Origin of the sequence: Mycolicibacterium smegmatis (assembly GCF_001457595.1) — a bacterium.
Classification (GTDB): Bacteria; Actinomycetota; Actinomycetes; order Mycobacteriales; family Mycobacteriaceae; genus Mycobacterium; species Mycobacterium smegmatis.
This window is the reverse complement of the sequence record NZ_LN831039.1, coordinates 2,421,215-2,446,393: the sequence shown is the minus strand read 5'-3', so window position 1 is coordinate 2,446,393 and position 25,179 is coordinate 2,421,215. Positions and strand designations below refer to the sequence as shown.

Genomic DNA, 25,179 nt, shown 5'->3' with positions numbered 1-25,179 from the left:
CACACGAGTCTAGGAGAAGCCGTGCTTGTCAGTACCTATCTCAGAGCGACGGTGGTGATCGGGGCCGCCGCGCTGCTGCCGCTCACGGCCTGCAGCAGCGACACCACCACGGAGTCCAGCGGTGACACGGTGCACCGCTCGGCCGACGGCGACATCGTGACCAACGGTGGCGCGCGCCGTATCGACGGCGACCAGACCGACACCGAGCGCAGCGCGATCAACGGCGGCAAGGCCCGCAATGTCATCCTGCTGGTCGGCGACGGCATGGGCGACTCGGAGATCACCATGGCCCGCAACTACGAAAAGGGCGCAGGCGGAAGCTTCGACGGCCTCGACGCGCTGCCGCTGAGCGGGCAGTACACCACCTACGCGCTCAACAAGGACGGTAAGCCCAACTACGTCACCGATTCGGCCGCGAGCGCCACGGGATGGACCACCGGCACCAAGACCTACAACGGCGCGCTGGGCATCGACATCAAGGGCAACCCGCAGAAGACGATCCTCGAACTCGCCAAGGCACAGGGTTTCGCGACCGGTGACGTCACCACGTCGGAGATCCAGGACGCCACCCCGGCGTCGCTGTTCTCCCACATCAGCGAGCGTGACTGCTACGGCCCGGTCCAGACCGCAGCCGATTGCGCGGCCGACGCCCTGGAGAACGGCGGGCCGGGTTCGGTGACCGAGCAGTTGCTGACCACCCGCCCGGACCTGACATTGGGCGGCGGCGCCGAGACGTTCTCCCAGACCGCGAACGGCGGCGAGTACAAGGGCAAGACGCTCGAAGCCCAGGCCAAGGAGCGTGGGTTCCAGATCGTGCGCACCGCAAGCGAACTCGACGCCGTCACCGCGGCCGATCAGGACAATCCGGTGATCGGGCTGTTCGCCGACGGCAACATGCCGGTGCGCTGGTCAGGCCCGCCCGCCGTGCGCCACGGCTACCTGCAGCCCGCGGCCAAGTGCACCGACAATCCCGAGCGCGGGTCCGAGGTCCCCAGGCTGGCCGCGATGACGCAGAAGGCCATCGATCTGTTGAAGAACGGAAAAGCCGGTCAGGACAAGGGCTTCTACCTGCAGGTGGAAGGCGCGTCGATCGACAAGAAGGACCACGACGCCGACCCGTGCGGCCAGATCGGCGAGACGGTGGACTTCGACGAGGCCGTGCAGACCGCGCTCAAGTTCGCCCGCGAGGACGGCAACACGCTGGTCGTCGTGACCGCCGACCACGGTCACAGCAGCCAGATCGTGGAGGCCCTCAGCGAGGACGACCTGCGCGACATCGCCGAGGACACCAAGCAGCCCGTCGAGCGGGTCCGCGACACCATGTACCCGGGCCTGACCCGCAAGCTCGTCACGGCCGATGACGCCGAGATGACGGTCAGCTACGGCACTTCCGCCGATGTCGACGTCGAGAGCGAGACCCACACCGGAACCCAGGTGCGTGTCGCGGCCTTCGGTCCGAGGGCCGCGAACGTCGTCGGGCTGACCGATCAGACCGATCTGTTCTTCACCATGACCGATGCGCTCGGCCTCGACCGCGGGGAGGAACCCGCGCACTGAGATCAGCGTGGCGATGTGCCGGAGCGCAGAGCGCGGGTGAACAGCATATTCACCTGGCGCATCGCCACGCTGTAGGGCCACCAGGCCACGCGCTTGAACGTGTACAGCGCGCGGATGTCGGCCGAGGTGTAGATCAAAAACCGGTTGCGTTGTACCCCGGCGAGGATCTTCGTGGCGGCCTTCTCGGGTGAGATCGCGTGTCCGGCAAAGCGATCCACCCACTTCTTGACGTTGGGATCCTCGCGGTCGACGCCGGCGATCTCGACGGTCTGCACCAGGCCGGTCTTCACCGCGCCGGGCACCACCACCGACACCCCGATGCGGTGGCGCGCCAGGTCGAAGCGCAGCACCTCACTCACCCCGCGCAGGCCGAATTTGCTTGCGCTGTAGGCACCGTGCCACGGCAGGGCGACCAGGCCGGCCGCAGAGGACACGTTGACCAGGTGGCCACCGCGACGCGCCTCGATCATCGGCGGGATGAACTCCTCGATGACATGGATGGGCCCCATGAGGTTGATGTCGACCATCGACCGCCACTGCTGGTGACTGAGCCGGTCGACGGTGCCCCACGCGGACACCCCCGCGATGTTCATCACCACGTCCATCGACCCGTGCACGGCGTGGATGTCCTTGGCGAACTCGCGGACCTGGTCGTAGTCGGAGATGTCGAGCGCGCGGTGCGCGGGCACCTCGGCGCCGAGCGCGCGCGCATCGGCGACGGTGAGCGCCAATCCGTCGGCGTCGCGGTCGGTCAGGTAGAGCTCCGCGCCCGCCGCGGCCAGCGCGAGCGCCGTGGCGCGGCCGATGCCGCTGGCCGCCCCGGTCACGAAACATCTCTTGCCCGCGAAGTCGCTCCCCTGCGCCATAGCGGTGACCTTACCGGGGAGTTCTACTCCGGCAGGCCACCCCACAGCGCGCTGAGCCACAGGCGTTCGACGATCTCGACGGCACGCGCGGGATCGGCGTCACGGCCCACGAACCCGGCGTCACGCGACAGTGTCATCGCCGTGGTCGCGGTCAGGGTGCGCACCAGTGCGGGCAGATCGTCGGAGATCGGCCGGGCTCCGGTGTCCTGTTCGATGACGCCGACGATCTTGGCGATCGTGGCGTCCTCGAAGTCGTTCATGATGTCGCGGATCTGCGCGTCGGTGTTCTGCGCGACGGTGCAGGCCGACATGACCGGGTCGTTGGTGGCGTACACCGCCGCGGCGCTGCCCACCATGCGCTTGGCGAATGCGGCAGGCGACTCGTTCTCACCGCGCGGCGCGAAGTTGTGCGTGAGCGCGTCGAGTTCTTCCATCGCCTCGGCCAGGATCACGGCCAGCACCGCGTACTTGGAATCGAAGTAGAAGTAGAAGCCCGACCGGGCGACACCGGCGCGCTCACTGATCGTGCTCACCGAGATGTCCGCGAACGGCTGTTCCTCGAGGAGTTCGCGCACGGCGGCGACGATGGCCTCCCGTTGCCGGTCGCCCCTGGAGCGACGGGCCTGCGCGGCGGTGGCGCCGGCAGAACCGTTGCTGCCCTGCGGTACGGATTCGGCGGTCATGGGTTTAAACCTTGGCACCCGCGACGCGCCAAATCAAAACTTGACATGCGTCAAGTATGACATCCAAGATGAGTGTCACAAGTGACGTCCACCACAGACTTGCAACGTCAGCAACGTCAGGAGCGCGATACATGCCCACCACCATCAGTACTCCCCGCTATCTGTTGGATCAGGCACGGCGCCGATTCACGCCCACGCCCAACACCATCCCCGGCATGGGAGCCATCGAGAAGCGGCTGAAGCGCAAGCAGTGGGACCAGTTCGTGTTCTCCACCCCGCCCGCAGGCAGCGGTCTCAAGCCGATCATGGGCGACTCCGGCCTGCCGGTCCTCGGGCACATGATCGAGATCTTCCGCGGCGGCCCCGACTTCATCCTGGAGCAATACCGCCGCAACGGCCCGATCCACTACGCCTACTCACCTGCGTTGTCGTCGGTGATGGCGCTGGGCCCGGACGCCACCCAGACGGTCTTCTCGAACCGCAACAAGGACTACTCGCAGCGTGCGTGGGATCCGGTGATCGGGCCGTTCTTCGAAGGTGGCCTGATGCTGCTCGACTTCGACGAGCACATGTACCACCGCCGGATCATGCAGGACGCGTTCACCCGCTCGCGGCTCACCGGGTACATCCCGCACATCGACTCGGTCGCGTCGCAGGTCCTGGCCAACGACTGGGTGTCCGACGATCCGCGGTTCCTGTTCTATCCGGCCATCAAGGAACTGACGCTCGACATCGCCTCCGAGGTGTTCATGGGCGTCCCGGCCGGCACCGACAAGAAGCTCGTCACGACCGTGAACCACGCGTTCACCACCACCACGCGCGCGGGCAACGCGATCGTGCGCACGCCGGTTCCGCCGTTGAAGTGGTGGCGCGGCATCCAGGCGCGCAAGACACTCGAGGACTACTTCCTCAGCCGCATCGACGAGAAGCGCCGCGCCGAGAGCACCGACATGTTCAGCGTGCTGTGCCACTCGGCCGACGAGGACGGCCAGACCTTCACCGACGACCAGATCGTCAGCCACATGATCTTCCTCATGATGGCCGCACACGACACGTCGACGTCGACCATGACCACCATGGCCTACCACCTGGCGGCCAATCCCGAGTGGCAGGACCGGCTGCGTGACGAGTCCGAGCGCATCGGCGACGGCCCGCTCGACATCGAGGCGCTGGAGAAGCTGGAGACCTACGACCTGGTGATCAACGAGGCGCTGCGGATGATGACGCCGCTGCCCTTCAACTTCCGCCAGGCCGTGCGCGACACCGAACTGCTGGGTTACTTCATCCCGGCCGGCACCAACGTGGTCACCTGGCCGTCGATCAACCACCGGCTGCCCGAACTGTGGACCGATCCGGAGAAGTTCGACCCGGAGCGCTTCGCCGAGCCGCGCAGCGAGCACAAGAAGCACCGCTACGCGTTCGCACCGTTCGGTGGCGGCGCCCACAAGTGCATCGGCATGGTGTTCGGCCAGCTGGAGATCAAGACCGTCATGCACCGCCTGCTGCGCCAGTACCGCCTGGAGCTGCCGCGTCCGGGTTACACGCCGCGCTACGACTACGGCGGCATGCCGGTGCCGATCGACGGGATGCCGATCGTGCTGCGTCCGCTGCGCTGACGTTCGCCGACGGTCGACGAGGCCGGCCGGCCGGATTCTCGGGTCCGCCCGGCCGGCCTCTCGCCGTTACGGCTTGTTCGCTGTCGGGCCGGAAACTAGTGCGCGGTGAGGCGATTCGCGCACGCGATGACCGCGCGCAGCGCCGACTGCACCGGGTCGGTGTCCAGCCCCATCGCCCACTCACGGTGCACGCCGTTGCTGCCTTCGATGAAGGTGGCGGTCTGACCCCGCGTCGGCAACTGGTGGAACGACGTGGTCTCCACGGTGATGCCGTGCGCGTGCAGGATCTCGGTCAGCGCGGCGACGGGCCCGTAGGCCGTGACGCTCGACGTGGCGACGGTGTCGCCGATCGACAGCGTCGCCTGGTACTCGCGCGGGCCGATCTGGCCTGTGGGACGGCTGTCGACGCACGACCATTGGCGCAGCGTGACCGGTCCCGCGATGGCGGCGAACCGGGCCAGGAATGCGTCCCAGGTTTGCTCCTGGGCGACGGCGCGCAGGCCGCGCGGCAGTGGAGCGGCGAAGCACGACGCGAACGAGGACGAGGACGAAGCGGAAGAAGTGCGAATTGCTGGTGCGGTGAACATTTTGTGCCGGTCTTCTCTGATTGAAGGGAGTGACCGACGAAGAGCAACGACCCACAGCGAGGGGTCGGTCCGAATCAGACCCCGCTGCGGGTTGCTACTACGAGTCGCCTCAGCACGTCAGCGATGGTAGTCCTCGCCCCGGCGCGGGTGCAAACAATTTGAATCAGTAACGTCATCGGCGTGAGAGCCGCATGACCGTTTGGGACGTCGTGCTGCTCGTGTTCGCCGGTATCGCCGGCGGGCTGACCGGAAGCATCGCAGGCCTCGCGTCCGTCGCGACCTATCCCGCACTGCTGGTCGTCGGCCTGCCGCCCGTGGCGGCCAATGTCACGAACACCGTCGCGGTCGTGTTCAACGGCGTCGGGTCGATCGCGGGCTCACGGCCCGAGCTGGCGGGGCAGGGCGCGTGGCTCAAACGGATCATCCCGGTCGCGGCGCTCGGCGGCGTCGCGGGCGCGGCCCTGCTGCTGTCGACGCCCGCGGAGGGCTTCGAGAAGATCGTGCCGTTCCTGCTCGGATTCGCCTCGGTGGCGATCCTGCTGCCCCGCAGGGAACATCGCTCGGCACGTGTGGCCAACCATCGCGACCATCTCATCCGCACCGGCGTCGAGGCCGCCGCGATCTTCCTGATCACCATCTACGGCGGCTATTTCGGGGCCGCGGCCGGTGTGCTGCTGCTGGCGCTGATGTTGCGGGCCGGCGGCGCGACGCTCCCGCACGCCAACGCGGGCAAGAACGTCATCCTCGGTGTCGCCAACCTCGTGGCGTCCGCGATCTTCGTGGTGTTCGCCCCGGTCTACTGGCCCGCGGTCGTGCCGCTGGGCATCGGCTGCCTCATCGGCAGCCGTCTCGGGCCGATCATCGTCCGCCACGCCCCGTCGACACCGCTGCGGTGGCTCATCGGTGTGGCCGGTATCGCGCTGGCGATCAAGCTCGCGCTCGACACGTACTGAGATCTTTTGCGTCTGCTCGGCAAGGAACTCAGCGGAACGGGCTGTCGCCCTTGGTCACCTGCAGGCCGAGGGTCATGAGATTCTCGGCCGAGGCGTGGAGTTGTTCGCCGGCCTCGCGGTTGGCCTGCCCGGCGAGGTAGCGCGACCATGTGCCCTCGATGACGATGCCGAGCTTGAAACACGCCAGGGCCACGTACCAATCGAGTTGCTCGGTCTGCCTGCCGCCGGCCGACCGGTACGCGTCGAGCAGCTCGGCGCGCCCGGCCAGTCCGCCCAGGGCGGCCAGCGCCGAACCGGCGTTGATCGGGTTGGGGTCGTCGGGCCAGCACACCAGCATCCAGCCGAGGTCCAGCAGCGGATCTCCGATCGTGCACATCTCCCAGTCGATGAACGCCGCGAGCTCGGGGACCTCACGGCGCAGCAGCACGTTGTTCAGGTGCGCGTCGCCGTGCATGATCCCCGGCTCGCCGTCGGGCGGTCGGTGTTCGTCGAGCCACTGCGCCAGCGGCTGCGCCCCGGCCATCGACTCGGGCTCGTAATTGTCGTGGCGATAGCTCTCGAGCAGTTTGAGGAACTGCGGAACCTGGCGTGCGAGAAAGGATCCCGGACGCCGCAGCGCGGCGAGTTCGCTGTTCTCCCACGCCGCGTTGCCCAGGCCGGCCAGGCTCGCGGCGTAGGACAGGCCCACCGCGTGGCGCATGTCGGCGCGTTGGTAGGCGGGGGCGACCTCGTTGCCCGGGTTGAACCCGTCCACCTCCTCCATGAGGTAGAACACCACGCCCAGCACGTCCAGATCGGCGCAGCCCGCGATGAACCCGGGGTGTGGCACACCGGATCCGGCCAGGGTGCGCAGCACCGCGATCTCGCGCAGCATGGTCTTGTCGCTCGTGGGCCGGGGATGGGCCGGCGGGCGCCGCAGCACCATCGGGCGTCCGTCGACGTGGACGCGCACGACGATGTTCTGCGTGCCGCCGGTCAGGGGTTCCACATCGCTGACAGTGGATCCGATCTTCTCGGATCGGACCCACGCCTGCAGGGCCTGCTGGTCGTGTTCGCTCAACGTGGGCAACTGCTGCACATCACCGGGCATGCTGACATCGTGCCAGCGGCGCTCAGCGTTTGTGTGCAGTCACCACCAAGTACTCCCACTGCATGGCACCGGAATCGAGATATCGGTCCCCCAGCAAGGCGATGGCCTCGTCGAGCGCCGCGGTGCGTTCGGCGTCGTCACCGACGGCGCGGTAGGCCGCGATGGTGGGACCGTAGTTGGCCTTGAAGAAGTCGCGGAAGGCGGCTCCGTCGGCGAACATGTCCACCGTCAACGAGCGACGCTGCGTCTCGAAGTCCTCGATCCCATCGCCGAGCAGCGTTCGGACATGATCGGCGTTGCCCCACAACGGCGGTGGCGACACGCCCGGCGGCGGCGCGGGAACGAACGGCTTCATGGTCGCGAACAGCTGCCCGATGAAACCCTCTGGGGTCCAGCTGATCAGACCGATCCGTCCACCGGAACGCGTGACCCGCAACAGCTCCCGAGCGGACTGGTCGTGATGCGGCGCGAACATCACGCCGATGCAGGACATCACGACGTCGAACTCGCCGTCGGAGAACGGCAGCGCCTCGGCGTTGGCCTCTTTCCACGTGATGTCCACGCCTCGCTCGGCGGACTCGTGTGCGCCCTCGTCGACCAGTTGCGGGCACAGGTCGCTCGCGGTGACCTGAGCGCCTGCCAGCGCGGCGGGGATCGAGGCGTTGCCCGTGCCTGCCGCGATGTCGAGCACCCGGTCCCCCGGTCCGATACCGCAGGCCTCGACGAGGACGGGTCCCAGCGGTGCGACGATGTGGGCGGCGATCGCCCCGTAGTTCCCGAGCGCCCACAGCGCCCGGTGTTTGGCCTCAAGTTCTCGATCGACGGTGACGACGCCCATGGTGACTCCTTCGGTTCGGCATGTGTCAGTCATGGTCCCGCCGCGCCGGTACAGGAATCCAGTAACAGATCTGTACTACCTGTGGTTCAAATTCTGTATTGGCTCGGCGACGTTTGCGCGGTGTACTTGTGCTCAGGTGTGCGCAGTTGCGCAATTGTCCGGAAGGTGCCGCACATGTCGACCTATGGCCAGTTCTGCCCCGTCGCCAAAGCCATGGAACTGCTCGATGAACGCTGGACCCTGCTCGTGGTGCGGGAACTGCTGTTGGGCAGTACCCATTTCAACGATCTGCGCCGCGGCGTGCCCAAGATGTCGCCGGCCCTGCTGTCGCGGAGGCTGAAGTCGCTGACCCGCGCCGGTGTGGTCGAACGCAACGAAATCGACGGTCGCACTTCGTACACCCTCACCGCGTGCGGACGGGAACTGGCAACCGTCGTCGACGCACTCGGCGCATGGGGCGTGCGCTGGATCGGCGACCTCGGCGAGCAGGACCTCGACCCGCATCTGCTGATGTGGGACATGCGGCGCACCATCCCCATCGACGAGTGGCCACGCACCCGCACCACCGTGGCGTTCATCTTCGACGACGTCGCGCCCAAGGCGTCGCGGTGGTGGCTCGTGGTGGCCGACGGCCAGGCCGACGTGTGCGATTTCGATCCCGGACACGAGGTGACCGGCACGGTGCAGACGAGCCTGCGCACGCTCACCCGCATCTGGCGGGGCGACGTCAGTTGGTCACACGCGACACTCGACGGCAGCGTCGCGCTGTCGGGTGCCGGTGAGGTCCGCCGCGCGCTGCCGCGGTGGATCGGGCAGGGCCAGGCGGCTGCCATCCCCCGCCCGGCGTGAGATCTGTTGGCGGCAGACCTAATCCAGGATGCGTCGGGCGACGTTGGTGGTGATGAGGTCGAGTAGTTCGTCGCTGCGTCCGGCGAGGATGGTGCGGATGGCGTAGAGGGAGAAGCCTTTGGCTTGTTCGATGGTGATGGCTGGGGGGATGGACAGTTCCTGGCGGGCGGTGTGGACGTCGATGACGGCGGGCCCGTCGTGGGCGAAGGCTTCTTTGAGGACGTCTTCGAGGTCGGCGGGTTCGGTGACGCGGCGGCCGTAGATGCCCATCGCGGTGGCCACCGCGGCGAAGTCGGGGTTTTGCAGGTCGGTGCCGAAGGTGACGATGCCTGCGGCTTTCATCTCCAGCTCGACGAAGTTCAGCGAGGAGTTGTTGAACACGATCACCTTGACCGGCAACCGGTTCTGGATCAAGGTGACCAACTCGCCGAAGAGCATGGTCAACCCGCCGTCACCGGCCAGGGCGATCACCTGCCGGCCCGGGTAGGCGCTTTGGGCGCCGATGGCGTGGGGCAGCGCGTTGGCCATGGTGCCGTGGTTGAACGACCCGAGCAGCCGGCGCCGGCCGTTCATCGACAGATAGCGCGCGGCCCATACCACCGGCGAGCCGACATCACAGGTGAACACCGCATCCGCGGCGGCGAGGCGGTCGATGAGCCCGGCGAGGTATTCCGGGCGGATCGGGGTGCGGTCACGATCGTTGACCGCCAACGCATCCAACGACGCGCGGGTCTTGCGGTAGTGGCGCAACGCCCGATCCAGATGCTCGCGATCGTGCTTGGGCCGCAACAACGGTTGCAAAGCGGCCAGGGTGTCGCCGACGGTGCCGCGCAACCCCAGATCGATCGGGGTGCGCCGGCCCAGATGCGCCCCGCGCACATCGACCTGGATGACCGTGGCGTTCTCCGGATAGAACTGCTGATACGGAAAATCGGTGCCCAGCATCAACAGCGTGTCGGCCTCTTTGATCGCCTTGTAGCCCGAGGCGAACCCCAACAACCCGGTCATCCCCACATCGAACGGGTTGTCGTACTCGATGAACTCCTTGCCCCGCAACGCATGCACCACCGGCGCCTGCAGCGTCGCGGCGAGCTGCACCAGCGCGTCGTGGGCACCGGCCACCCCGGCGCCGCCGAGGATGGTGACCCGCTCGGCGGCATTCAACATATCCGCCGCCCGCTGCAGCGACGCCTCATCCGGACACAACACCGACCGCGTCGCGCTGATCGGCCGCACCGGCTGTTCGGGAATCCGTTGCAAGAAGATCTCCCCGGGGATGACCACCACCGCCACCCCGTTGTCCTCGACCGCGGCACGCATCGCCATCGCCAGGATGCGCGGCGCCATCTCCGGAGTGCTCACCAACTCGCAATACACACTGCACTCACCGAACAACTCTTGCGGGTGGGTCTCCTGGAAATACTGCGAACCGATCTCGCTGCGCGGGATGTGCGCGGCGATCGCCAGCACCGGCACCCGCGAGCGCTGCGCGTCGAACAACCCGTTGATCAGATGGAGATTCCCCGGACCACACGAGCCCGCACACACCGCCAACTGCCCGGTCAACCCCGCATCCGCCGCCGCAGCGAACGCCGCGGTCTCCTCATGACGCACATGCTCCCAACTGATCTCACCACTACGACGAATCGCATCAGTGAACCCATTGAGACTGTCCCCCGGAAGCCCGTACACACGACACACCCCGCTGGCCGACAACATGGCGATGATGTGGTCTGCGAAGGTTGCCATCGCGTCTCCCTCGTCGGCGGTTTCGGCGTGGCCGGTTCGGCACCGGCCACGACCAGATCACTTTACTTGGGAGCGAACCGCTGACCACCGTCCAAACGGATGCACTGGCCGTTGAGCATCGGGTTCTCGACGATCGCCAGCGCCAGGCGGGCGTACTCGTCGGGCTTGCCGAGACGCTTGGGGAAGGCGGCGTCCTTGGTGAGAACTTTCGCGAAATCGTCGGGGATGCCTTCGGTCAGGCCCGTGGCGAACAGGCTCGGGGCGATGGCCAGCGCCCGGATGCCCAGGCTGCCCAGATCGCGGGCCATGGTCAGGGACATGCCCGCGATGGCCGCCTTCGACGCCGTGTAGGCGACCTGCCCGATCTGGCCCTCGAACGCCGCGATCGACGCGGTGTTGATGATGACGCCGCGTTCCTCGCCCTCGGCGTCGACGGGGTCGTTCTTGCTCATGTGCCACGCGGCGAGTCGACTCACGTTGAACGTGCCGATCAGGTTCAGGTCGATGGTGGAGCGGAAAGAGTCCAGGCTGTGCGGACCGTCCTTCTTGACGGTGCGTTCACCGATGCCGCCGCCTGCCGTCGTCACCGCGATGTGCAGTCCCCCGAGCGCGTCGACGGCTTCCTGCAGCACCTTCTCTGTGCCGTCGAAGTCGGTGACGTCGACCGCGAAGAACGATCCGCCGATGCTGTCGGCGACCTCCTGGCCCTTGGACTGCGGGCGGTCGAGCACCGCGACGGTGGCACCGCGCTTGGCCAGTGCCTCGGCGGTCGCGCGGCCGAAGCCCGACGCGCCGCCGACGATGACGGCCTTCTTGCCTTCGATCTCCATCTAGCGTCCTTTCCAAAAGTGACCGAATTCGTAAAGTAACCTATCCCATGCGGGCTTCCCGTAAGGCTTTCGGGTCATGTCGTGGGGTGTGGTGACATGTCACGACTTCGTAAGGTCTGCGCGGCCGTTTCCCGGTTACCGTTTGACCATGTCAGAACGCGTGCGCCGCACTCCGCCGCTGGCCGGGCTCGCCGCGGCCGCCGTGGCGCTGGGAGTGGCCGGGATCGTCGCGGTGCCCTTCGGGCCCGCGGCCGATTCCCGCACCGCGGTGGGATCGGCGGTCATCGACCTGACGCCGGGACCGGTCAAGGAGTGGGCCATCACCACGTTCGGCACGGCCGACAAACTCCTGCTCACCGTGCTGATCATCGCCATCATCGCGACGCTGGCCGCGGTGACGGCACCGCTGGAGACCCGCCGTCGCCCGGTCGGCAGCATCGTGATCGGCCTCGCGGGGGTGCTCGGCTGCGTCGCGGTGCTCTCCCGCCCAGGGGCCGGCTGGGTCGCGATCCTGCCGACGGTGATCGGCGCGGTGTGCGGCATCGCGGCGTTGCGACTGCTGACCTCGGACCGTTTCCGGGACGAGCAGGCCGTCGCCGAAGACCGTGCCGACCAACGTGCCGACCGATATGCCGACGACCATGCCGACGACACCGTGGACCCCGGCCGCCGCTGGTCGCTGGTCGCGCTCGGCCTGCTGACCACCGGCGTGGTCACCGGGGCGGCGGGCGCGGTGCTGTCGCGGCTGGCGTCGTCGGTGGCCGGTGACCGTGACGCGTTCACGCTGCCGCGCGCCGCACGCGCGGCAGCGCCGATCCCCCCGGACGTGCAACCCGCGGGTGTGTCGCTGCCGTCGTTCATCACGCCGACGCCGAAGTTCTACCGCATCGACACGGCGCTGACGGTGCCACAGCTCACGCGCGACGAGTGGCAGTTGCGTATCCACGGCATGACCGACCGCGAGGTGACCTACCGCTTCGAGGACCTCGACCGCTTCGAGGTCGTCGAGAAGGTCGTCACGCTCACGTGTGTGTCCAATTTTGTGGGCGGCGACCTCATCTCGAACGCCACCTGGACGGGCTACCGGGTGCGTGATCTGCTCGAAGAAGCCGGGGTGTCAACGGATTCCGACATGGCGCTGTCGACGTCGATCGACGGATTCACCGCGGGCAGCCCGATCGAGGCGCTCACCGACGACCGTGACGCACTGCTGGCGATCGGCATGAACGGTGAACCGCTGCCTGCCGCGCACGGCTATCCGGCGCGCCTGGTGGTGCCAGGGCTGTACGGCTACGTCTCGGCCACCAAGTGGGTCGTGGATCTCGAGCTCACGCGCTTCGACCGCGCCGAGGCGTACTGGACCAAGCTCGGCTGGTCGGCGCATGGCCCCATCAAGACCCAGTCCCGCATCGACGTCCCGCGCGAGGGTCAGCAGGTCCCCCGCGGCCCGGTGCGCTTCGGCGGCGTGGCGTGGGCTCAGCACCGCGGCATCCGCGCGGTCGAGGTCAAGATCGACGGGCCGTCAGATCCCGGCGAGTGGCAACAGGCCCAACTCGGCGCGGCCTACTCCGACGACACCTGGCGCCTGTGGAGTGTCGACTGGACCGCCGCCGATCCAGGTGAACACACCATCACCGTGCGTGCCACCGACAACACCGGGGAAACCCAGACCCCCGACCTGGCCGATCCCGTGCCCGACGGCGCCACCGGCTGGCACTACGTCACCTTCGACGTCACCTGACCCTCTGCACCGCGAGCGTGCGTGCCTGCTGCCCGCCACGCCGTCAAACATCAGCACCGCACGCACCCTCACCACGCGCGAGCGTGCATGGATGTCCGACCCGCGTGGCACGCTGAAAAGATGTTGCTCGCCGACGTCGCCGCCGCGTCCACCGAAGTCGCGGCCTCCTCGGCACGCCTGGTCAAGATCGAACGCATCGCGACGCTGCTCGCCCGCTCGGCAGCCGAGGATGACACCCAAGCGGTCGCGGTGATCGTGTCCTGGCTCTCCGGGGAACTCCCGCAGCGTCAGATCGGTGTCGGCTGGGCGGCGTTGCGCACGTTGCCGCCGCCGGCCGCCACACCCTCCCTCACCGTCGACGACGTCGACGACCGGTTCAGCACCATCAAGGCCGTCGCCGGAAAAGGTTCGCAGGCCACCCGCGCCGGTCTGGTTCACGAGCTGTTCAGTGCGGCAACCGAAACCGAGCAGAGATTCCTGCGTCACCTGCTCAGCGGTGAGCTGCGCCAGGGCGCACTCGCCGGGGTGATGGCCGACGCCGTCGCCAAGGCCGCAGGCCTTCCCGCAGCCGAGATACGCCGTGCCGCAATGCTCGCGGGCAACCTGCCCGCGGTCGCAGCCGCCGCCGTCACCGGCGGGCGTGCCGCGCTGGCCGACTTCCGGCTCCGGGTGGGCCGGCCCGTGGGGCCGATGCTCGCGCAAACGGCCACCAGCGTGGACGACGCACTCCAACGCCTCGGCGGCACAGCGGTTCTGGAAGCCAAACTGGACGGCGCCCGCGTGCAGATCCACCGTAGCGGCTGTGACGTCTCGATCTACACGCGCAGCCTCGACGACGTCACGCACCGCCTTCCCGAGGTGGTCGAGGCGACGCTCGCGCTCCCCGCCACCGAGTTGATCGCCGACGCCGAGGCCATCGCCCTGCGCCCCGATGGCAGACCACATCTCTTCCAGGTCACCGCCGCTCGGTTCGGACGCAAGGATCCGGGCGATCTGGGTCCGCTGTCGGTGTTCTTCTTCGACCTGCTGCATGTCGACGGCCGCGATCTGCTCGATCTGCCCACCGAGGAACGGTTCGGCGCGCTCGACGCGCTGGTGCGGCAGGATCAGCGTGTGGACCGTCTCGTGACGACGGATACTGTTGCGGCGCAGGAGTTCTTGGAGCGCACCCTGGCGGCCGGACACGAAGGGGTCATGGCGAAGTCACCGCACGCTGCGTACGAGGCCGGCCGGCGCGGCGCGGGATGGCTCAAGGTCAAGCCCGTCCACACGCTCGATCTCGTCGTGCTCGCGGTCGAGTGGGGTTCGGGACGCCGCCAGGGCAAGCTGTCGAACATCCATCTGGGGGCGCGGGATCCGGATTCCAGCGGGTTCGTCATGTTGGGCAAGACGTTCAAGGGCATGACCGACGCGATGCTCGAATGGCAGACCCAGCGGTTCCTCGAATTGGCCGACGGGCCCACCGACGGATACGTCGTGCACCTGCGCCCCGAGCAGGTCGTCGAGATCGCGTTCGACGGTGTGCAGCGATCGTCACGCTACCCGGCCGGCATGGCGTTGCGGTTCGTGCGCGTTCTGCGCTACCGCGACGACAAGTCCCCGGCCGAGGCCGACACGGTCGAGACGGTGCGTCGGTTCTACGAGCGCGACTGATCAACAGATCCTGGGCAACTGCTCGCCGAGTTCGCGCTCGATCACGCGGGTGGTGCCGAACGGCGTCTTGCCCACCGCCATTCCCGGGTGGCCCTCGACGACGCGCCCGATGATCGCCGCGTTCGCGCCCTCGGGCCTGGCCCGCATGGTCTCCAGGATCGCCTCGCTGTGCGCCGGGTCGACGAAGGCCACGATCTTGCCCTCGTTGGCCACCTGCAGCGGATCCAGCCCCAGGAACGAGCAGGCCGACGAAACCGATTCGGGCACCGGGATGTTCGCCTCGTCGAGCTCCATGCCGACCCGGGCGGCGCGCGCGATCTCGACGACCGAGGCCACCAGACCACCCCGGGTGGGGTCGCGCAACGCGTGGACGTGTGAGGGATCGCCGGTAGCCAGCATGGCCGCCACCAGGTGGTGCAGCGGCGCGCTGTCGGTGGTGACCGCGGTCCCGAAGTCGATGCCCTCGCGCACGCTCATGATCGCCACACCGTGCTCGCCCAGGTTGCCCGAGACGAGGATGTGGTCGCCTGGGCGCACAAGTTCCGGGCCGATGCTGACGCCCGGCGGGACCACGCCGACACCCGCGGTGTTGACGAACAACTGGTCGGCACCGCCCTTGCCGACCACCTTGGTGTCGCCCGTGACGATCCGCACGCCGGCGTGCCGCGCTGCGGCACCCATCGACTGCGCGACCGCGCCGAGCACGTCGATCTCGAGGCCCTCTTCGAGGATGAACCCCGCGGTCAGGGCGACCGGTTGCGCACCGCTGCACGCCAGATCGTTGATGGTGCCGTTCACGGCGAGGTGGCCGATGTCGCCGCCCGGGAAGAACAATGGTTGCACCACATAGGAATCCGTGGTCACCGCCACGGTTCCCGCGCCGACCTTTAACAGCGCCGAGTCTCGGGCCGGTCCCGCGTCGGCCGTGTCGAAGGCCGGCAGGAAGAGGTTCTCGATCAGTTCCTCCGACAGCACTCCCCCGCCGCCGTGCCCCATCACGATGCGTTTGGTCTCTCGCAGCGGCAGCGGGCACACCCAGTCGCTGGGATCGATGGTCACCGGTGCGTCAGACATGAGCGGCCGCCTCGAGTCGACGGAACTGGTAGTACGCGGCGCACGCGCCTTCGCTCGACACCATGGTGGCACCCAACGGGTTTCGCGGTGTGCAGGTCTTGCCGAAGGCCGGGCACTCGTTGGGTTTCAACAGCCCCTGCAGCACCTCGCCGCTGCGGCACTCGGCCGATTCGGCGACCTGCAGATGACCGACACCGAACCTCAGTTCGGCGTCGAACTCCGCGTACTGCGGTGACAACGTCCACCCCGAACGCGGGATCATGCCGATGCCGCGCCACTGCCGGTCGGTCACCGTGAACACCTCGGACAGCGTCTGCTGCGCGAAGACGTTGCCCTCGGCCGTGACGGCGCGTGAATAGGCGTTGCGCAACTCCGGTGTACCGGCCTCCAACAGGTCCACGAGTTGCCGCACCCCCTCGAGCAGGTCCAGCGGCTCGAATCCGGTCACCACGATCGGGACGTCGAACTTCTCCACCAGAGGCCCGTATTCGGACGTGCCCATCACCGAGCACACGTGCCCGGCTGCCAGGAATCCCTGGACCCGGTTGCTGGGTGAACTGAGGATGGCCGTCATCGCCGGCGGCACCAGCACGTGTGAGACCAGCATCGAGAAGTTTTTCAGGCCCAGACGTTTCGCGTGCACCACGGCCATGGCGTTGGCGGGTGCGGTGGTCTCGAAGCCGACCCCGAAGAACACCACCTGCTTGTCCGGGTTGTCGGCGGCCACACGGGTGGCGTCCAGCGGTGAGTAGACGATGCGCACGTCACCGCCGCGGGCCTTGACGCTGAACAGGTCCTGATGACTTCCTGGCACACGCAGCATGTCGCCGAACGAGCAGAAGATCACGTCGTCACGCGCGGCGATCTCCAACGCACGGTCGATCACCTCCAGGGGCGTGACGCACACGGGGCAACCGGGGCCGTGCACGAACTCGACGGAACCCTCCAGGAGCTGGTCGATGCCGTTGCGGATGATCGAATGTGTCTGGCCACCACAGACTTCCATCATGGTCCAGGTTCTTGTCGCGGCCCGGTTGATGCGGTCGACCAGGGTGCGCGCCGCGACGGGGTCACGGAACTCGTCGAGGTACTTCATGCCGTTTCCACCCCCTCGGCCAATTCCTCGTCGAGCACCCCGAGGTCTTTGAACATCCGCAGGGTTTCCTGTGCGGAGGCCTCATCCAGACGGGTGATGGCGAAGCCCGCGTGCACGATCGTGTACTCCCCGATCTGCATGTCGGGCAGATACGCCAGGCAGACCGTCTTGGTGGTGCCGCCGAAGTCGACCGTGGACATTCGGGTTCCGGCTTCGTCCCACACTGCGACGACCTTGCCGGGTATTCCCAGACACATCAGGCCTCTCCTTTCCGAATTCCCCCGCCGGCCGCGACCACCGCGGCCTGTCCCAACGCCAGGCCGCCGTCGTTGCACGGCAGACAGGCATGGGTCAGCACTTCCAACCCCCGGGAGGTCAACTCTTCTCGCAACCCGTCGAGCAGGATCCGGTTGACGAACACGCCTCCGGTCAGCCCCACCGTCCCGACGCCGGCCGACTCCGCGCAGTCGGTGACCGCCGTGACGGTCGCACGGATCACCGCGGCGTGGAATCCGGCTGCCAGATCGGCGATCTCGGTACGCGCTCGCAGTCCGGCGACCAGGTCACCCAGCAGGGGCAGCGGGTCGAGGATCCCGCCGTGCACACCGAAATCCATCGGCACCGCCCGGCCCGACCGCGCGACGTGTTCGAGTTCGACCGCGGCCTGGCCCTCGTAGGTCACGGTCTGGCACACCCCCAACAGGCTGGACACGGCGTCGAACAGCCGGCCCATGCTGCTGGTGGGTATGCAGCGGAACTGCCGCGGAATCTGTTGGGCCAGAATCTTCATCGCATTCGCGTCGAGTTCGGCGACGCACGGCAACGCCGGATCCCACTCGATTCCGGCGCGGTGCAGCAGATCCAGCGCGATGCGCGCCGGTTGGCGCACGGCCCCGTCACCGCCGGGAAGGCTGAACACCCCGAGGTGGCCGACCCGGGTGAACGTCGCTGGGTCGCCGAGCGCCAGAAGCTCGCCGCCCCAGATGGTTCCGTCGGTGCCGTAGCCGGTCCCGTCGTAGGCGACCACGAGTGCCAGGCTGCCGAGCCGGTCGTGTTCGGCGAGCAGCGACGCCGCATGGGCGTGATGGTGCTGCACGGTCCACACCGGCAGGTCCTGCCGCAGCGCCCAGTTGGTGGTGGCGTAGCGCGGATGCGCATCGCAGGCGATGAGATCGGGTCGCCGCCGGGTCATCTGGGACACGTGGGCGTAGGCCGAGGTGAAACACAGCTGTGTGCGCGGATCGGCCATATCGCCCAGGTGTGAGGACAGGTGTGCCCGTCCGTCCCCACCCAGCAGGCAGAACGTGGTCTTCAGATCGCCTCCGGTCGCCAGGATGACCGGTGCGCCACCGTCACGACGACCTGGCACACGCACGGTCATCGGCAGTGGCGCGAAACCGCGCGACCGGCGGATCGGCACCGTGTGGCCGTCGTCGGTGACCGTCAGCACCGAATCCTCGCACGGCACATGGATCGGGCGGTCGTGGCTGAGCACGGCGTCGGCCAGGCCGTCGATCCAGTGCAGGTCCTCGTCGCGGTAGACGATCGGGGATCCGCCGGCGTTCGCGGACGTCATCACGAGCACCACCGGGCCGAGCCTGTCGAAGAGCAGGTGGTGCACGGGCGAGTACGCGAGCATCACGCCGACGTCTCGCAGACCCGGTGCCACGGCGTCCCGCACGGTGTCGTCGCGACCGGGCACCAGGACGATCGGGGCCGCGGGTGAGCTGAGTTCGGCGGCCGCGGCAGCGCTGATGTCGGCGATGCGGCGCGCGGCACCGAGGTCGGCCACCATCACAGCGAACGGCTTGGCCGGGCGGTTCTTTCGCCGGCGCAGTTCGGCCACCGTGGTTGTGTCCGTGGCCACGCACGCCAGATGGAACCCGCCAATCCCTTTGATCGCGACGATCCGGCCGGCCAGCAGCGCCGCTGCCGCGGCCCCGATCGGGTCGTCGTGCTCGTCGCCGTTCCACGACAGTCGCGGCCCGCAGTCCGGACAGGCGATGGTCTGGGCGTGATACCGGCGGTCGACCGGATCGTGGTATTCGGCGGCGCACCGCTCGCACATGGGAAACCGCGCCATGGTGGTGGCGGGACGGTCGTAGGGCAGGTCGGTGATCACGGTATAGCGGGGCCCGCAGTTGGTGCAGGTGATGAACGCGTGGCCGAAGCGACGGTCCGCCGGGTCACGCACCTCCCGGAGGCAGTCGGCACAGATCGCGCTGTCCGGCGGTATCAGCGTGCGCTCTCCCGCGTCCCCGGTACTGCTTTCGACGATGTCGAAAGTCCGCTCGCCGAGGGGCGCGACGGGGTGCACCGAGATGCTGTCGATGCGGGCGAGCGGCGGCGGATCCGCCTGCAGCGCTTCTACCACCACGTCGACGGCGTCCTGTGGGCCCTCGAGTTCGCAGTACACCGCGCCGGCGTCGTTGTAGACGAAGCCTCCGACCCCGTGGTCACGTGCCAGACGTGCCACGGCGGGGCGGAAACCGACCCCCTGCACAACGCCGGTGATCTGTAGCCGCACACGACAACAGACGCTCATCAGCCTCCTGGGCCACTCGATCACCCGCGGCGGTGGGCTGTGGCACGCGGGCTTGGTCATCACCTTAGTCCCTCGGCACGATTAACTGAACCCACTTCGCCGCAAACACATTCAGGAGTAAGGTCTGCTACGGAACACCGATCGGAGGCGCCGCGGACACGTGCATGAATTGTCGTTGTGCCAGGCCATCGCAGGCGTTGTGAACGAACATGCCAAGGGCAGATCCGTGCAGGTGGTGCGGGTTCGCGTCGGCGCATTGCGCCAGGTCGTCCCGGACACACTCACATTCTGCTGGAACATCGTCCGTGATCAGGCCGACCTTGCCGATGCCGCACTGGAACTCGAGGTGGTCCCCGGTGTCGTCGACTGCCGGCAGTGCGGTCAACGCCACGAGCTGACCTCACGGTGGTCGATCCTGTGCCCGTCGTGCAACAGCTGCGACGTGGCGGTGGTCGGTGGCGAGGAATTCCTCGTGACATCGCTGGAAGTGACGTGAAAAGGGGCAACTGTGGGTAGATTTCACCGCCACGACGACGGCACCGTGCACACACACGATCATGATCAAGATGGTCACGTTCATGATCATGCTCACGGGGATCACAGCGGCTATCAGACCGGCACCGAGCGCATCGAGGTGCTCGAATCGATCTTCGCCGAGAACGACATCCGTGCCGACATCAACCGTGGCCTGTTCGCCGAACACGGTGTGCGGGCACTCAATCTGATGAGTTCACCGGGCTCCGGGAAAACCACGCTGCTGGCCCGCACCCTCGACGATCTCGGCGCCGACGTCTCCGTCGGCATCGTCGAGGGTGACATCGAAACCGACCTGGACGCCGCGAAACTCGGCGGCCGCGGAGCTCAGATCTCGCTGCTCAACACCGCCAACGGTTTCGGCGGTGAATGCCATCTCGACGCACCCATGGTCAACCGTGCCCTGCAGGGCCTCGACCTGACCAGACTCGATCTGGTGATCATCGAGAATGTCGGAAACCTGGTGTGCCCCGCGGAGTTCGACGTCGGCGAGCACGCCAAGGTCATGGTGTACTCGGTCACCGAAGGCGAGGACAAGCCGCTGAAGTACCCGGTGATGTTCCGCGCCGTGGACGTCGTGCTGCTGAACAAGATCGATCTGGTCGCACATCTCGACGCCGACGTGCGGACCTACACTTCCCGTGTGCGGGAGGTCAATCCGACCACCGAGATCCTTCCGGTCAGCGCGCGCACGGGCGAGGGCATGGAGGCCTGGTACGACTGGTTGCGCCGGTTCCTCACGGCGGGGCGTTAGCGCGGATCATGTGAGCGCCAGTCCGGGATCGACGCAGGCGCGCGCCCGCACGGACGCGGCCGCGGCAGCCACGATCACGGCCGCACAGTCATTCTGGGTTGCGGTGTCACCGACCATCCCGATCTCGGCACTGTCGGGGTCGGTGCGGTGCGCCATGAGCCAGTCGTACAGCAGCCAGTCCAGTGCGCTCGCGACATCGAGCGGATCCGCCTGCGGCGCAGACGCGGCCGCGATCACGGCGCGGATGAGGTCCCGGTGCTCGCGACGCGCGGCGTCCTTGTTCACACCGGAACTGTCGAACAACAGCATCGACAGGGTCAGCGGCAGCCTCGATCCGGTCTCGGTGCGCACCACCCACCTGCCGCCCTTCCACGGCTTGTCCGGATCGGCCTGAACCAGTTCGCCGTAACCCCCGACCACGCCCAGCGTGGGTTCGTCGAGTTCACCGTCCAGGGGGACCGGTCCCAGCAGTCCGAGGGCCTGCCGGGCCAGGATCGAGACCAGCACCGCGGTCCCGATGATCTTGCCCGCCCGTACATCCGGTGCGACGTTGATCTCGGCGATGGCCTCGGCGTACTCGAGACACGACCGGTCCAGGCAGCGGTACAACTCTGCGAGGGTTTCCCACTCGTCCGCCGATGGGCGGCGCCCGCCACCGAGCACCTGCCCGAACCGTCCCGCTGTGTCGATCAGGGTGTCATCGAGCGCCGACAGGTGGGTCGCGGCCAACCGGGCCGGTTCGTCGTCCGCGGCGACCAGATGCCGCAACGTGGTGGGACGACCGTGCGGGGTTGCCCAGTGAAAGCCGACCTGCTCGTCGGTCTGCACGATGCGCGGTCTCATCGCCGCCCCCACAACATGACTCGGTTGTTGCCGGAGTCCGCGACTGCCAAGAGATCGCGGTGCAGATGCAGGCCGTAGGGCCAGCAGAGGGTGTCCCGGCCCACCAGGTCCCAACGGTTCTCCCCGTTGGACGCGAAATCCGGTTGCGCCAGCACGTGATCGGCCGGGCGTCCACCGACTGGATCGTCAGGCAGAGAGTCCCACAGCAGGATCCGGTTGTTGGCGGTGTCGGCCACCGCCAGGCGGCCGTCGTCGACCACGGCGCCATACGGGAACCGGAACCGGTCCCCGGTCTGGGGACCGTACGGCCATTCGGTCGCCGAACAGAAATCGGGTTGCCCGTACACCACATTCGCCAGCACATCGGCACCCGGATGCGGTGACCAGCCGAGGATCCGATGGTCACCGGCGTCGGCCACCAGCAACAGATCCCCGGTGCCCGTGATGGCGTGTGGCCAGCGAAAACCGGAGGGGCCGACCGGTTCGCCGCGGTTCTCCTCGCGCGCCGACGCATCGGGTTGGCCGAGCACGACATCGGCGGGCTGTCCCGGGTCGGGAATTCCGTTGTTCCACGCCAGAACCCGGCGGTTGCCGGTGTCGGCCACCCAGAACCGCCCGCCCAGCAGGGCGAATCCGAACGGCCAGTAGAAACTCGACGCCGAACACTCCACACCCGCGTTGGGTTCCACCGATTCGGGATCCGGTTGCCCCAGCACCACATCGGGCGCGACGTCGTCACGCGTGGGCACCTCATCCCAGATCAGGATGCGGTGGTGCCAGGCATCGGCAACCAGCAGTCGTCCGTCGATCACCGCCACCCCGGTGGGCAGGTTCATCCCGCGGGCCGGGCCGCGGCCGCCAGCGGCACGTCCCTCGGTGGTTCCGTCGGGCTGGCCGAGCACCACGTCGGCGGGAGCGTGGTCGCGGTCGGGGACACCGTGCCAGATCAGCACCCGGTGATTGCCCGAGTCGGCGACGACGACGTGCTCGTCGTCGACGAAAACCCCACGCGGCGAGTACATCCACGCCATGGTGGGACTGGCCGGCGGCAGCGCGAGTCCACCCGGAGCGGGCGCCCCGAGCCACACGAGCGGACGTCGGCCGCCGGTGAGTTCGTCCTCCAGGACAGCGGCGGTCCGTCCGGCGGGACGTCCGTCGGCGACCGGGCGCACAGAGTAGCGACTCATCCGGTGACCCGCACCCAGATGTCGCCGTCGTCGATCCGCAGCGGCAGCGGTTCGAGCTGGACCCCGGGAGCCGACATGCACTCCCCCGATGTCGCGTCGTAACAGAATCCGTGCCACGGGCACGTCAGCGTACCGTTGCCGACGTCGAGCACCGCGCCGTCGAGCGGAAGTGCCTCGTGCGCACATTCGTTGCGGTAGGCCGACATCCGCTGCCCCAGGTTCACCAGCAGAAGCCGAACCTCACTGCCGTCGGGCGCCGTGACCGTCACGGGTGTCACGTCGTCGACCACAGCCGCGTCGACCGAACCCGCGCGCACCCAGCCCTCCTCGGCACGGCGCCGCACGGTGCTCCCGGCCAGCACGGCGTCGATCGAGATCACCGTGGGTGTGGGCTCGTTGGGCAGCACCTCGACCTTCGACACGCCCTGAACACCTTCCAGCAGTGCGGTTTCCACCAGCTGGCGCAGCGTCACCGCGGACATCGAGCAGCCGTTGCAGGCGCCTTCGAGCCGCACGAACGCGGTCCCCGATTCGATGCGCACCAGGGTCACGTCGCCTCCGTGACTGCGCAGTTGCGGTCGCACCTGCGCGAGGGCCTGTTCGGCCAGGGTCGTCGTGTCCGGGCGGATGATGCCGTGCAAGGTGAACAGCATGCGCACCACGGGGTCGTCGACGAGCTCGAACAACGCCTCCCGGGTCGCCTCGCCGGAACGCATTCGCTTGACGATGGTCACCAGGCCGACGCGGTGGATCTCCTCGAGCGCGGCCTTCAGTTCCTCGGCGACCTTGCGTGCCTCGGGATCCAGGTCGACCAGCGCGCGGACCGCGTTGTCCACGCGCTGGGCCAGCTTCTCGAGTTCTGGCGCCTCGACCGCCGCGGTCATTTCGCTTCCTCGTCGCGACTGAGCGTGGTCTGTTTGGCGATCTCGTCGAGGATGCCGCGCACCGCCTGCACGGATTCGGTGTCGCCGAGTTCCTCGAAGAGGAAACGGGCCTCGTACAGCTTGGCCTTGGCGACGTCGAACATCCCGAGATGCGCGAGCGTATTGCCCTGGTTGGTCAGCACCCGTGCTCGGCCCTGCGGGTCGGTGTCGCGGTCGCGGGTGGCCAGCACGGCCTCGTAGATCTCGACGGCCTCGACGAGATTCTCGGTGCGGTGTTTCGTCGGGCTGTACACCAGGGAGTTGGCCAGGTTCAGCTGCGCGCTGGCCCACCGCGCGGGATGCGCCTCGCGGGTGAACACCGTCAGCGCCTGCCGCAGGGACTGTGCGGCGATGCCGAGGCGCAGCTGACCGGACGCCTCGACCATCGGCATGGTCAGGTAGGCGGTGGCCAGGTCGGCGTGCGCCGACGCCCACATCAGGGGTGCGTCCTCACGCCGGATGAGTTGCAGCACAGCGTGATAATGCGGGACGCAGCCCGGCAGCAGTTCGGGACGCCCGGCGGACTGTTCGTGCAGGAGCCCGGCCGCGGTCAGGTGCAGTTCGGCACGGCTCACGTGCAGCGCGTCGGCACTGTCCAGCAGCTTGATGGCGCGCTCGAGGCGGGTCAGCGCCGCGGGCGCGTCTGTATCCCGGAGCATGCCGGCGGCCGCACCCAGCAGCACACCGGCCAGCGGCCTGCTCACCGGTGTCGCCTGGTCGGCGGCCCGATCGAGAAGCGCGACCGCGCGGTCGGGGTCGCCCGCGTCGAGCGCCGCGGACGCCTGCGCCGAGAGCACCACGGCGACCAGTTCGCCGTCGAGTCCTTCGGCGCTCGGCACGGCGTCGCTGCGGCCGAGCGCGAACAGCACGACGTCGACGAGGACACCGAACACGCCCAGGTCGGCGCGCAGCGTGTCGGGATCGGCCGCGTCGGGATCGAGGACGAACCTGTTGTAGCGCGTGACGGGATCGTCGCCCGCCAACGCCGCCAGCGCCGCGTCACGGTCACCGGCGAGCGCGTGCCGGTGCGCGGCCAGACGCTCGGGCCACGCCTGCGGCAGTGTCCCACCGACCAGCGCGGCACGTGCGGCGTCGGTGTCGGAACCGGCCGGCACGAGCAGGTAACCCAGGGGAAGGCCGAAGGCACCAAGCGGTTGCGGGCGCACGCACACGTCGGTGCAGTCGGTCAGTACTGCGGTCTCGGTCACGGC

The 25,179-nt window shown here is 68.0% G+C and carries 23 protein-coding genes; 8 read left to right on the top strand and 15 right to left on the bottom strand.

Annotation, left to right across the window (positions count from 1 at the left end):
- Positions 1-21: 21 nt before the first annotated feature.
- The gene (gene phoA, locus AT701_RS11595) at positions 22-1,557 is read left to right on the top strand and encodes an alkaline phosphatase (protein ID WP_058125855.1); all 1,536 of its coding nucleotides are present in this window, start codon (positions 22-24) and stop codon (positions 1,555-1,557) included.
- Positions 1,558-1,559: 2 nt separating this feature from the next.
- Here phoA and AT701_RS11590 read toward each other — a convergent pair whose 3' ends face one another.
- Complete coding sequence (locus AT701_RS11590; protein WP_058125854.1) at positions 1,560-2,423, bottom strand: SDR family oxidoreductase; 864 nt, start codon at positions 2,421-2,423, stop codon at positions 1,560-1,562.
- A 23-nt stretch (positions 2,424-2,446) separates the two neighbouring features.
- Positions 2,447-3,106 (bottom strand): TetR/AcrR family transcriptional regulator, encoded by a 660-nt coding sequence (locus AT701_RS11585; RefSeq protein ID WP_003893657.1) that lies wholly within the window; start codon positions 3,104-3,106, stop codon positions 2,447-2,449.
- Positions 3,107-3,237: 131 nt separating this feature from the next.
- Here AT701_RS11585 and AT701_RS11580 point away from each other — a divergent pair, with 131 nt between their 5' ends.
- Positions 3,238-4,722, top strand: a complete 1,485-nt coding sequence (locus tag AT701_RS11580) for a cytochrome P450 (RefSeq protein WP_003893656.1) — start codon at positions 3,238-3,240, stop codon at positions 4,720-4,722.
- A gap of 95 nt (positions 4,723-4,817) precedes the next feature.
- Here the strand turns inward: AT701_RS11580 and AT701_RS11575 are convergent, their stop codons facing one another.
- Positions 4,818-5,309, bottom strand: coding sequence for a hypothetical protein (locus AT701_RS11575; protein ID WP_003893655.1), 492 nt, complete (start codon positions 5,307-5,309; stop codon positions 4,818-4,820).
- A 191-nt stretch (positions 5,310-5,500) separates the two neighbouring features.
- On the opposite strand from AT701_RS11575, the gene AT701_RS11570 reads away from it, so the two are divergent.
- Positions 5,501-6,262 (top strand): sulfite exporter TauE/SafE family protein, encoded by a 762-nt coding sequence (locus tag AT701_RS11570; RefSeq protein WP_003893654.1) that lies wholly within the window; start codon positions 5,501-5,503, stop codon positions 6,260-6,262.
- 28 nt (positions 6,263-6,290) lie between these two features.
- Here AT701_RS11570 and AT701_RS11565 read toward each other — a convergent pair whose 3' ends face one another.
- Complete coding sequence (locus AT701_RS11565; protein WP_058125853.1) at positions 6,291-7,352, bottom strand: phosphotransferase family protein; 1,062 nt, start codon at positions 7,350-7,352, stop codon at positions 6,291-6,293.
- Positions 7,353-7,374: 22 nt separating this feature from the next.
- Positions 7,375-8,190 (bottom strand): class I SAM-dependent methyltransferase, encoded by an 816-nt coding sequence (locus AT701_RS11560; protein ID WP_011727349.1) that lies wholly within the window; start codon positions 8,188-8,190, stop codon positions 7,375-7,377.
- A 174-nt stretch (positions 8,191-8,364) separates the two neighbouring features.
- Here AT701_RS11560 and AT701_RS11555 point away from each other — a divergent pair, with 174 nt between their 5' ends.
- Positions 8,365-9,039, top strand: a complete 675-nt coding sequence (locus AT701_RS11555) for a winged helix-turn-helix transcriptional regulator (RefSeq protein WP_058125852.1) — start codon at positions 8,365-8,367, stop codon at positions 9,037-9,039.
- Between the two features lie 18 nt (positions 9,040-9,057).
- On the opposite strand, the gene poxB is transcribed toward AT701_RS11555, so the two are convergent.
- On the bottom strand, positions 9,058-10,788 hold the full coding sequence (gene poxB / locus AT701_RS11550; RefSeq protein ID WP_058125851.1) for a ubiquinone-dependent pyruvate dehydrogenase: 1,731 nt from the start codon (positions 10,786-10,788) through the stop codon (positions 9,058-9,060).
- A 62-nt stretch (positions 10,789-10,850) separates the two neighbouring features.
- Positions 10,851-11,618, bottom strand: coding sequence for an SDR family NAD(P)-dependent oxidoreductase (locus tag AT701_RS11545; protein WP_003893649.1), 768 nt, complete (start codon positions 11,616-11,618; stop codon positions 10,851-10,853).
- A 148-nt stretch (positions 11,619-11,766) separates the two neighbouring features.
- Between AT701_RS11545 and AT701_RS11540 the strand changes: the two genes are divergently transcribed.
- Positions 11,767-13,359, top strand: a complete 1,593-nt coding sequence (locus AT701_RS11540) for a molybdopterin-dependent oxidoreductase (RefSeq protein ID WP_011728275.1) — start codon at positions 11,767-11,769, stop codon at positions 13,357-13,359.
- 120 nt (positions 13,360-13,479) lie between these two features.
- Complete coding sequence (locus AT701_RS11535; protein WP_058125850.1) at positions 13,480-15,012, top strand: ATP-dependent DNA ligase; 1,533 nt, start codon at positions 13,480-13,482, stop codon at positions 15,010-15,012.
- Here AT701_RS11535 and hypE read toward each other — a convergent pair whose 3' ends face one another.
- From hypE to hypF, 4 genes are read right to left on the bottom strand one after another with little or no spacing between them, the layout of a single operon-like run.
- A complete protein-coding gene (gene hypE / locus AT701_RS11530; protein ID WP_003893646.1) occupies positions 15,013-16,086 on the bottom strand; it encodes a hydrogenase expression/formation protein HypE in 1,074 nt (357 codons plus the stop codon).
- On the bottom strand, positions 16,079-17,182 hold the full coding sequence (gene hypD, locus AT701_RS11525) for a hydrogenase formation protein HypD (protein ID WP_003893645.1): 1,104 nt from the start codon (positions 17,180-17,182) through the stop codon (positions 16,079-16,081). The genes hypE and hypD overlap by 8 nt, the downstream gene beginning before the upstream one ends.
- Complete coding sequence (locus AT701_RS11520; RefSeq protein WP_003893644.1) at positions 17,179-17,439, bottom strand: HypC/HybG/HupF family hydrogenase formation chaperone; 261 nt, start codon at positions 17,437-17,439, stop codon at positions 17,179-17,181. The genes hypD and AT701_RS11520 overlap by 4 nt, the downstream gene beginning before the upstream one ends.
- A complete protein-coding gene (gene hypF / locus AT701_RS11515) occupies positions 17,439-19,787 on the bottom strand; it encodes a carbamoyltransferase HypF (RefSeq protein ID WP_435406111.1) in 2,349 nt (782 codons plus the stop codon). The genes AT701_RS11520 and hypF overlap by 1 nt, the downstream gene beginning before the upstream one ends.
- 100 nt (positions 19,788-19,887) lie before the next feature.
- On the opposite strand from hypF, the gene AT701_RS11510 reads away from it, so the two are divergent.
- Complete coding sequence (locus AT701_RS11510) at positions 19,888-20,223, top strand: hydrogenase maturation nickel metallochaperone HypA (RefSeq protein ID WP_003893642.1); 336 nt, start codon at positions 19,888-19,890, stop codon at positions 20,221-20,223.
- 12 nt (positions 20,224-20,235) lie between these two features.
- Positions 20,236-21,015, top strand: coding sequence for a hydrogenase nickel incorporation protein HypB (hypB, locus tag AT701_RS11505; protein ID WP_058125849.1), 780 nt, complete (start codon positions 20,236-20,238; stop codon positions 21,013-21,015).
- A gap of 6 nt (positions 21,016-21,021) precedes the next feature.
- On the opposite strand, the gene AT701_RS11500 is transcribed toward hypB, so the two are convergent.
- From AT701_RS11500 to AT701_RS11485, 4 genes are read right to left on the bottom strand one after another with little or no spacing between them, the layout of a single operon-like run.
- Entirely contained in the window at positions 21,022-21,858 is an 837-nt protein-coding gene (locus AT701_RS11500; protein WP_029104265.1) for a hypothetical protein, read from the bottom strand.
- Positions 21,855-23,045: an NHL repeat-containing protein gene (locus AT701_RS11495; RefSeq protein WP_029104264.1), complete on the bottom strand. Its 1,191-nt coding sequence runs from the start codon at positions 23,043-23,045 to the stop codon at positions 21,855-21,857. Before AT701_RS11495 ends, AT701_RS11500 begins: the two co-directional genes overlap by 4 nt.
- On the bottom strand, positions 23,042-23,929 hold the full coding sequence (locus AT701_RS11490) for a NifU family protein (RefSeq protein WP_058125848.1): 888 nt from the start codon (positions 23,927-23,929) through the stop codon (positions 23,042-23,044). Before AT701_RS11490 ends, AT701_RS11495 begins: the two co-directional genes overlap by 4 nt.
- Positions 23,926-25,176 (bottom strand): hypothetical protein, encoded by a 1,251-nt coding sequence (locus AT701_RS11485; RefSeq protein WP_003893637.1) that lies wholly within the window; start codon positions 25,174-25,176, stop codon positions 23,926-23,928. Before AT701_RS11485 ends, AT701_RS11490 begins: the two co-directional genes overlap by 4 nt.
- Between the last annotated feature and the right edge of the window lie 3 nt (positions 25,177-25,179).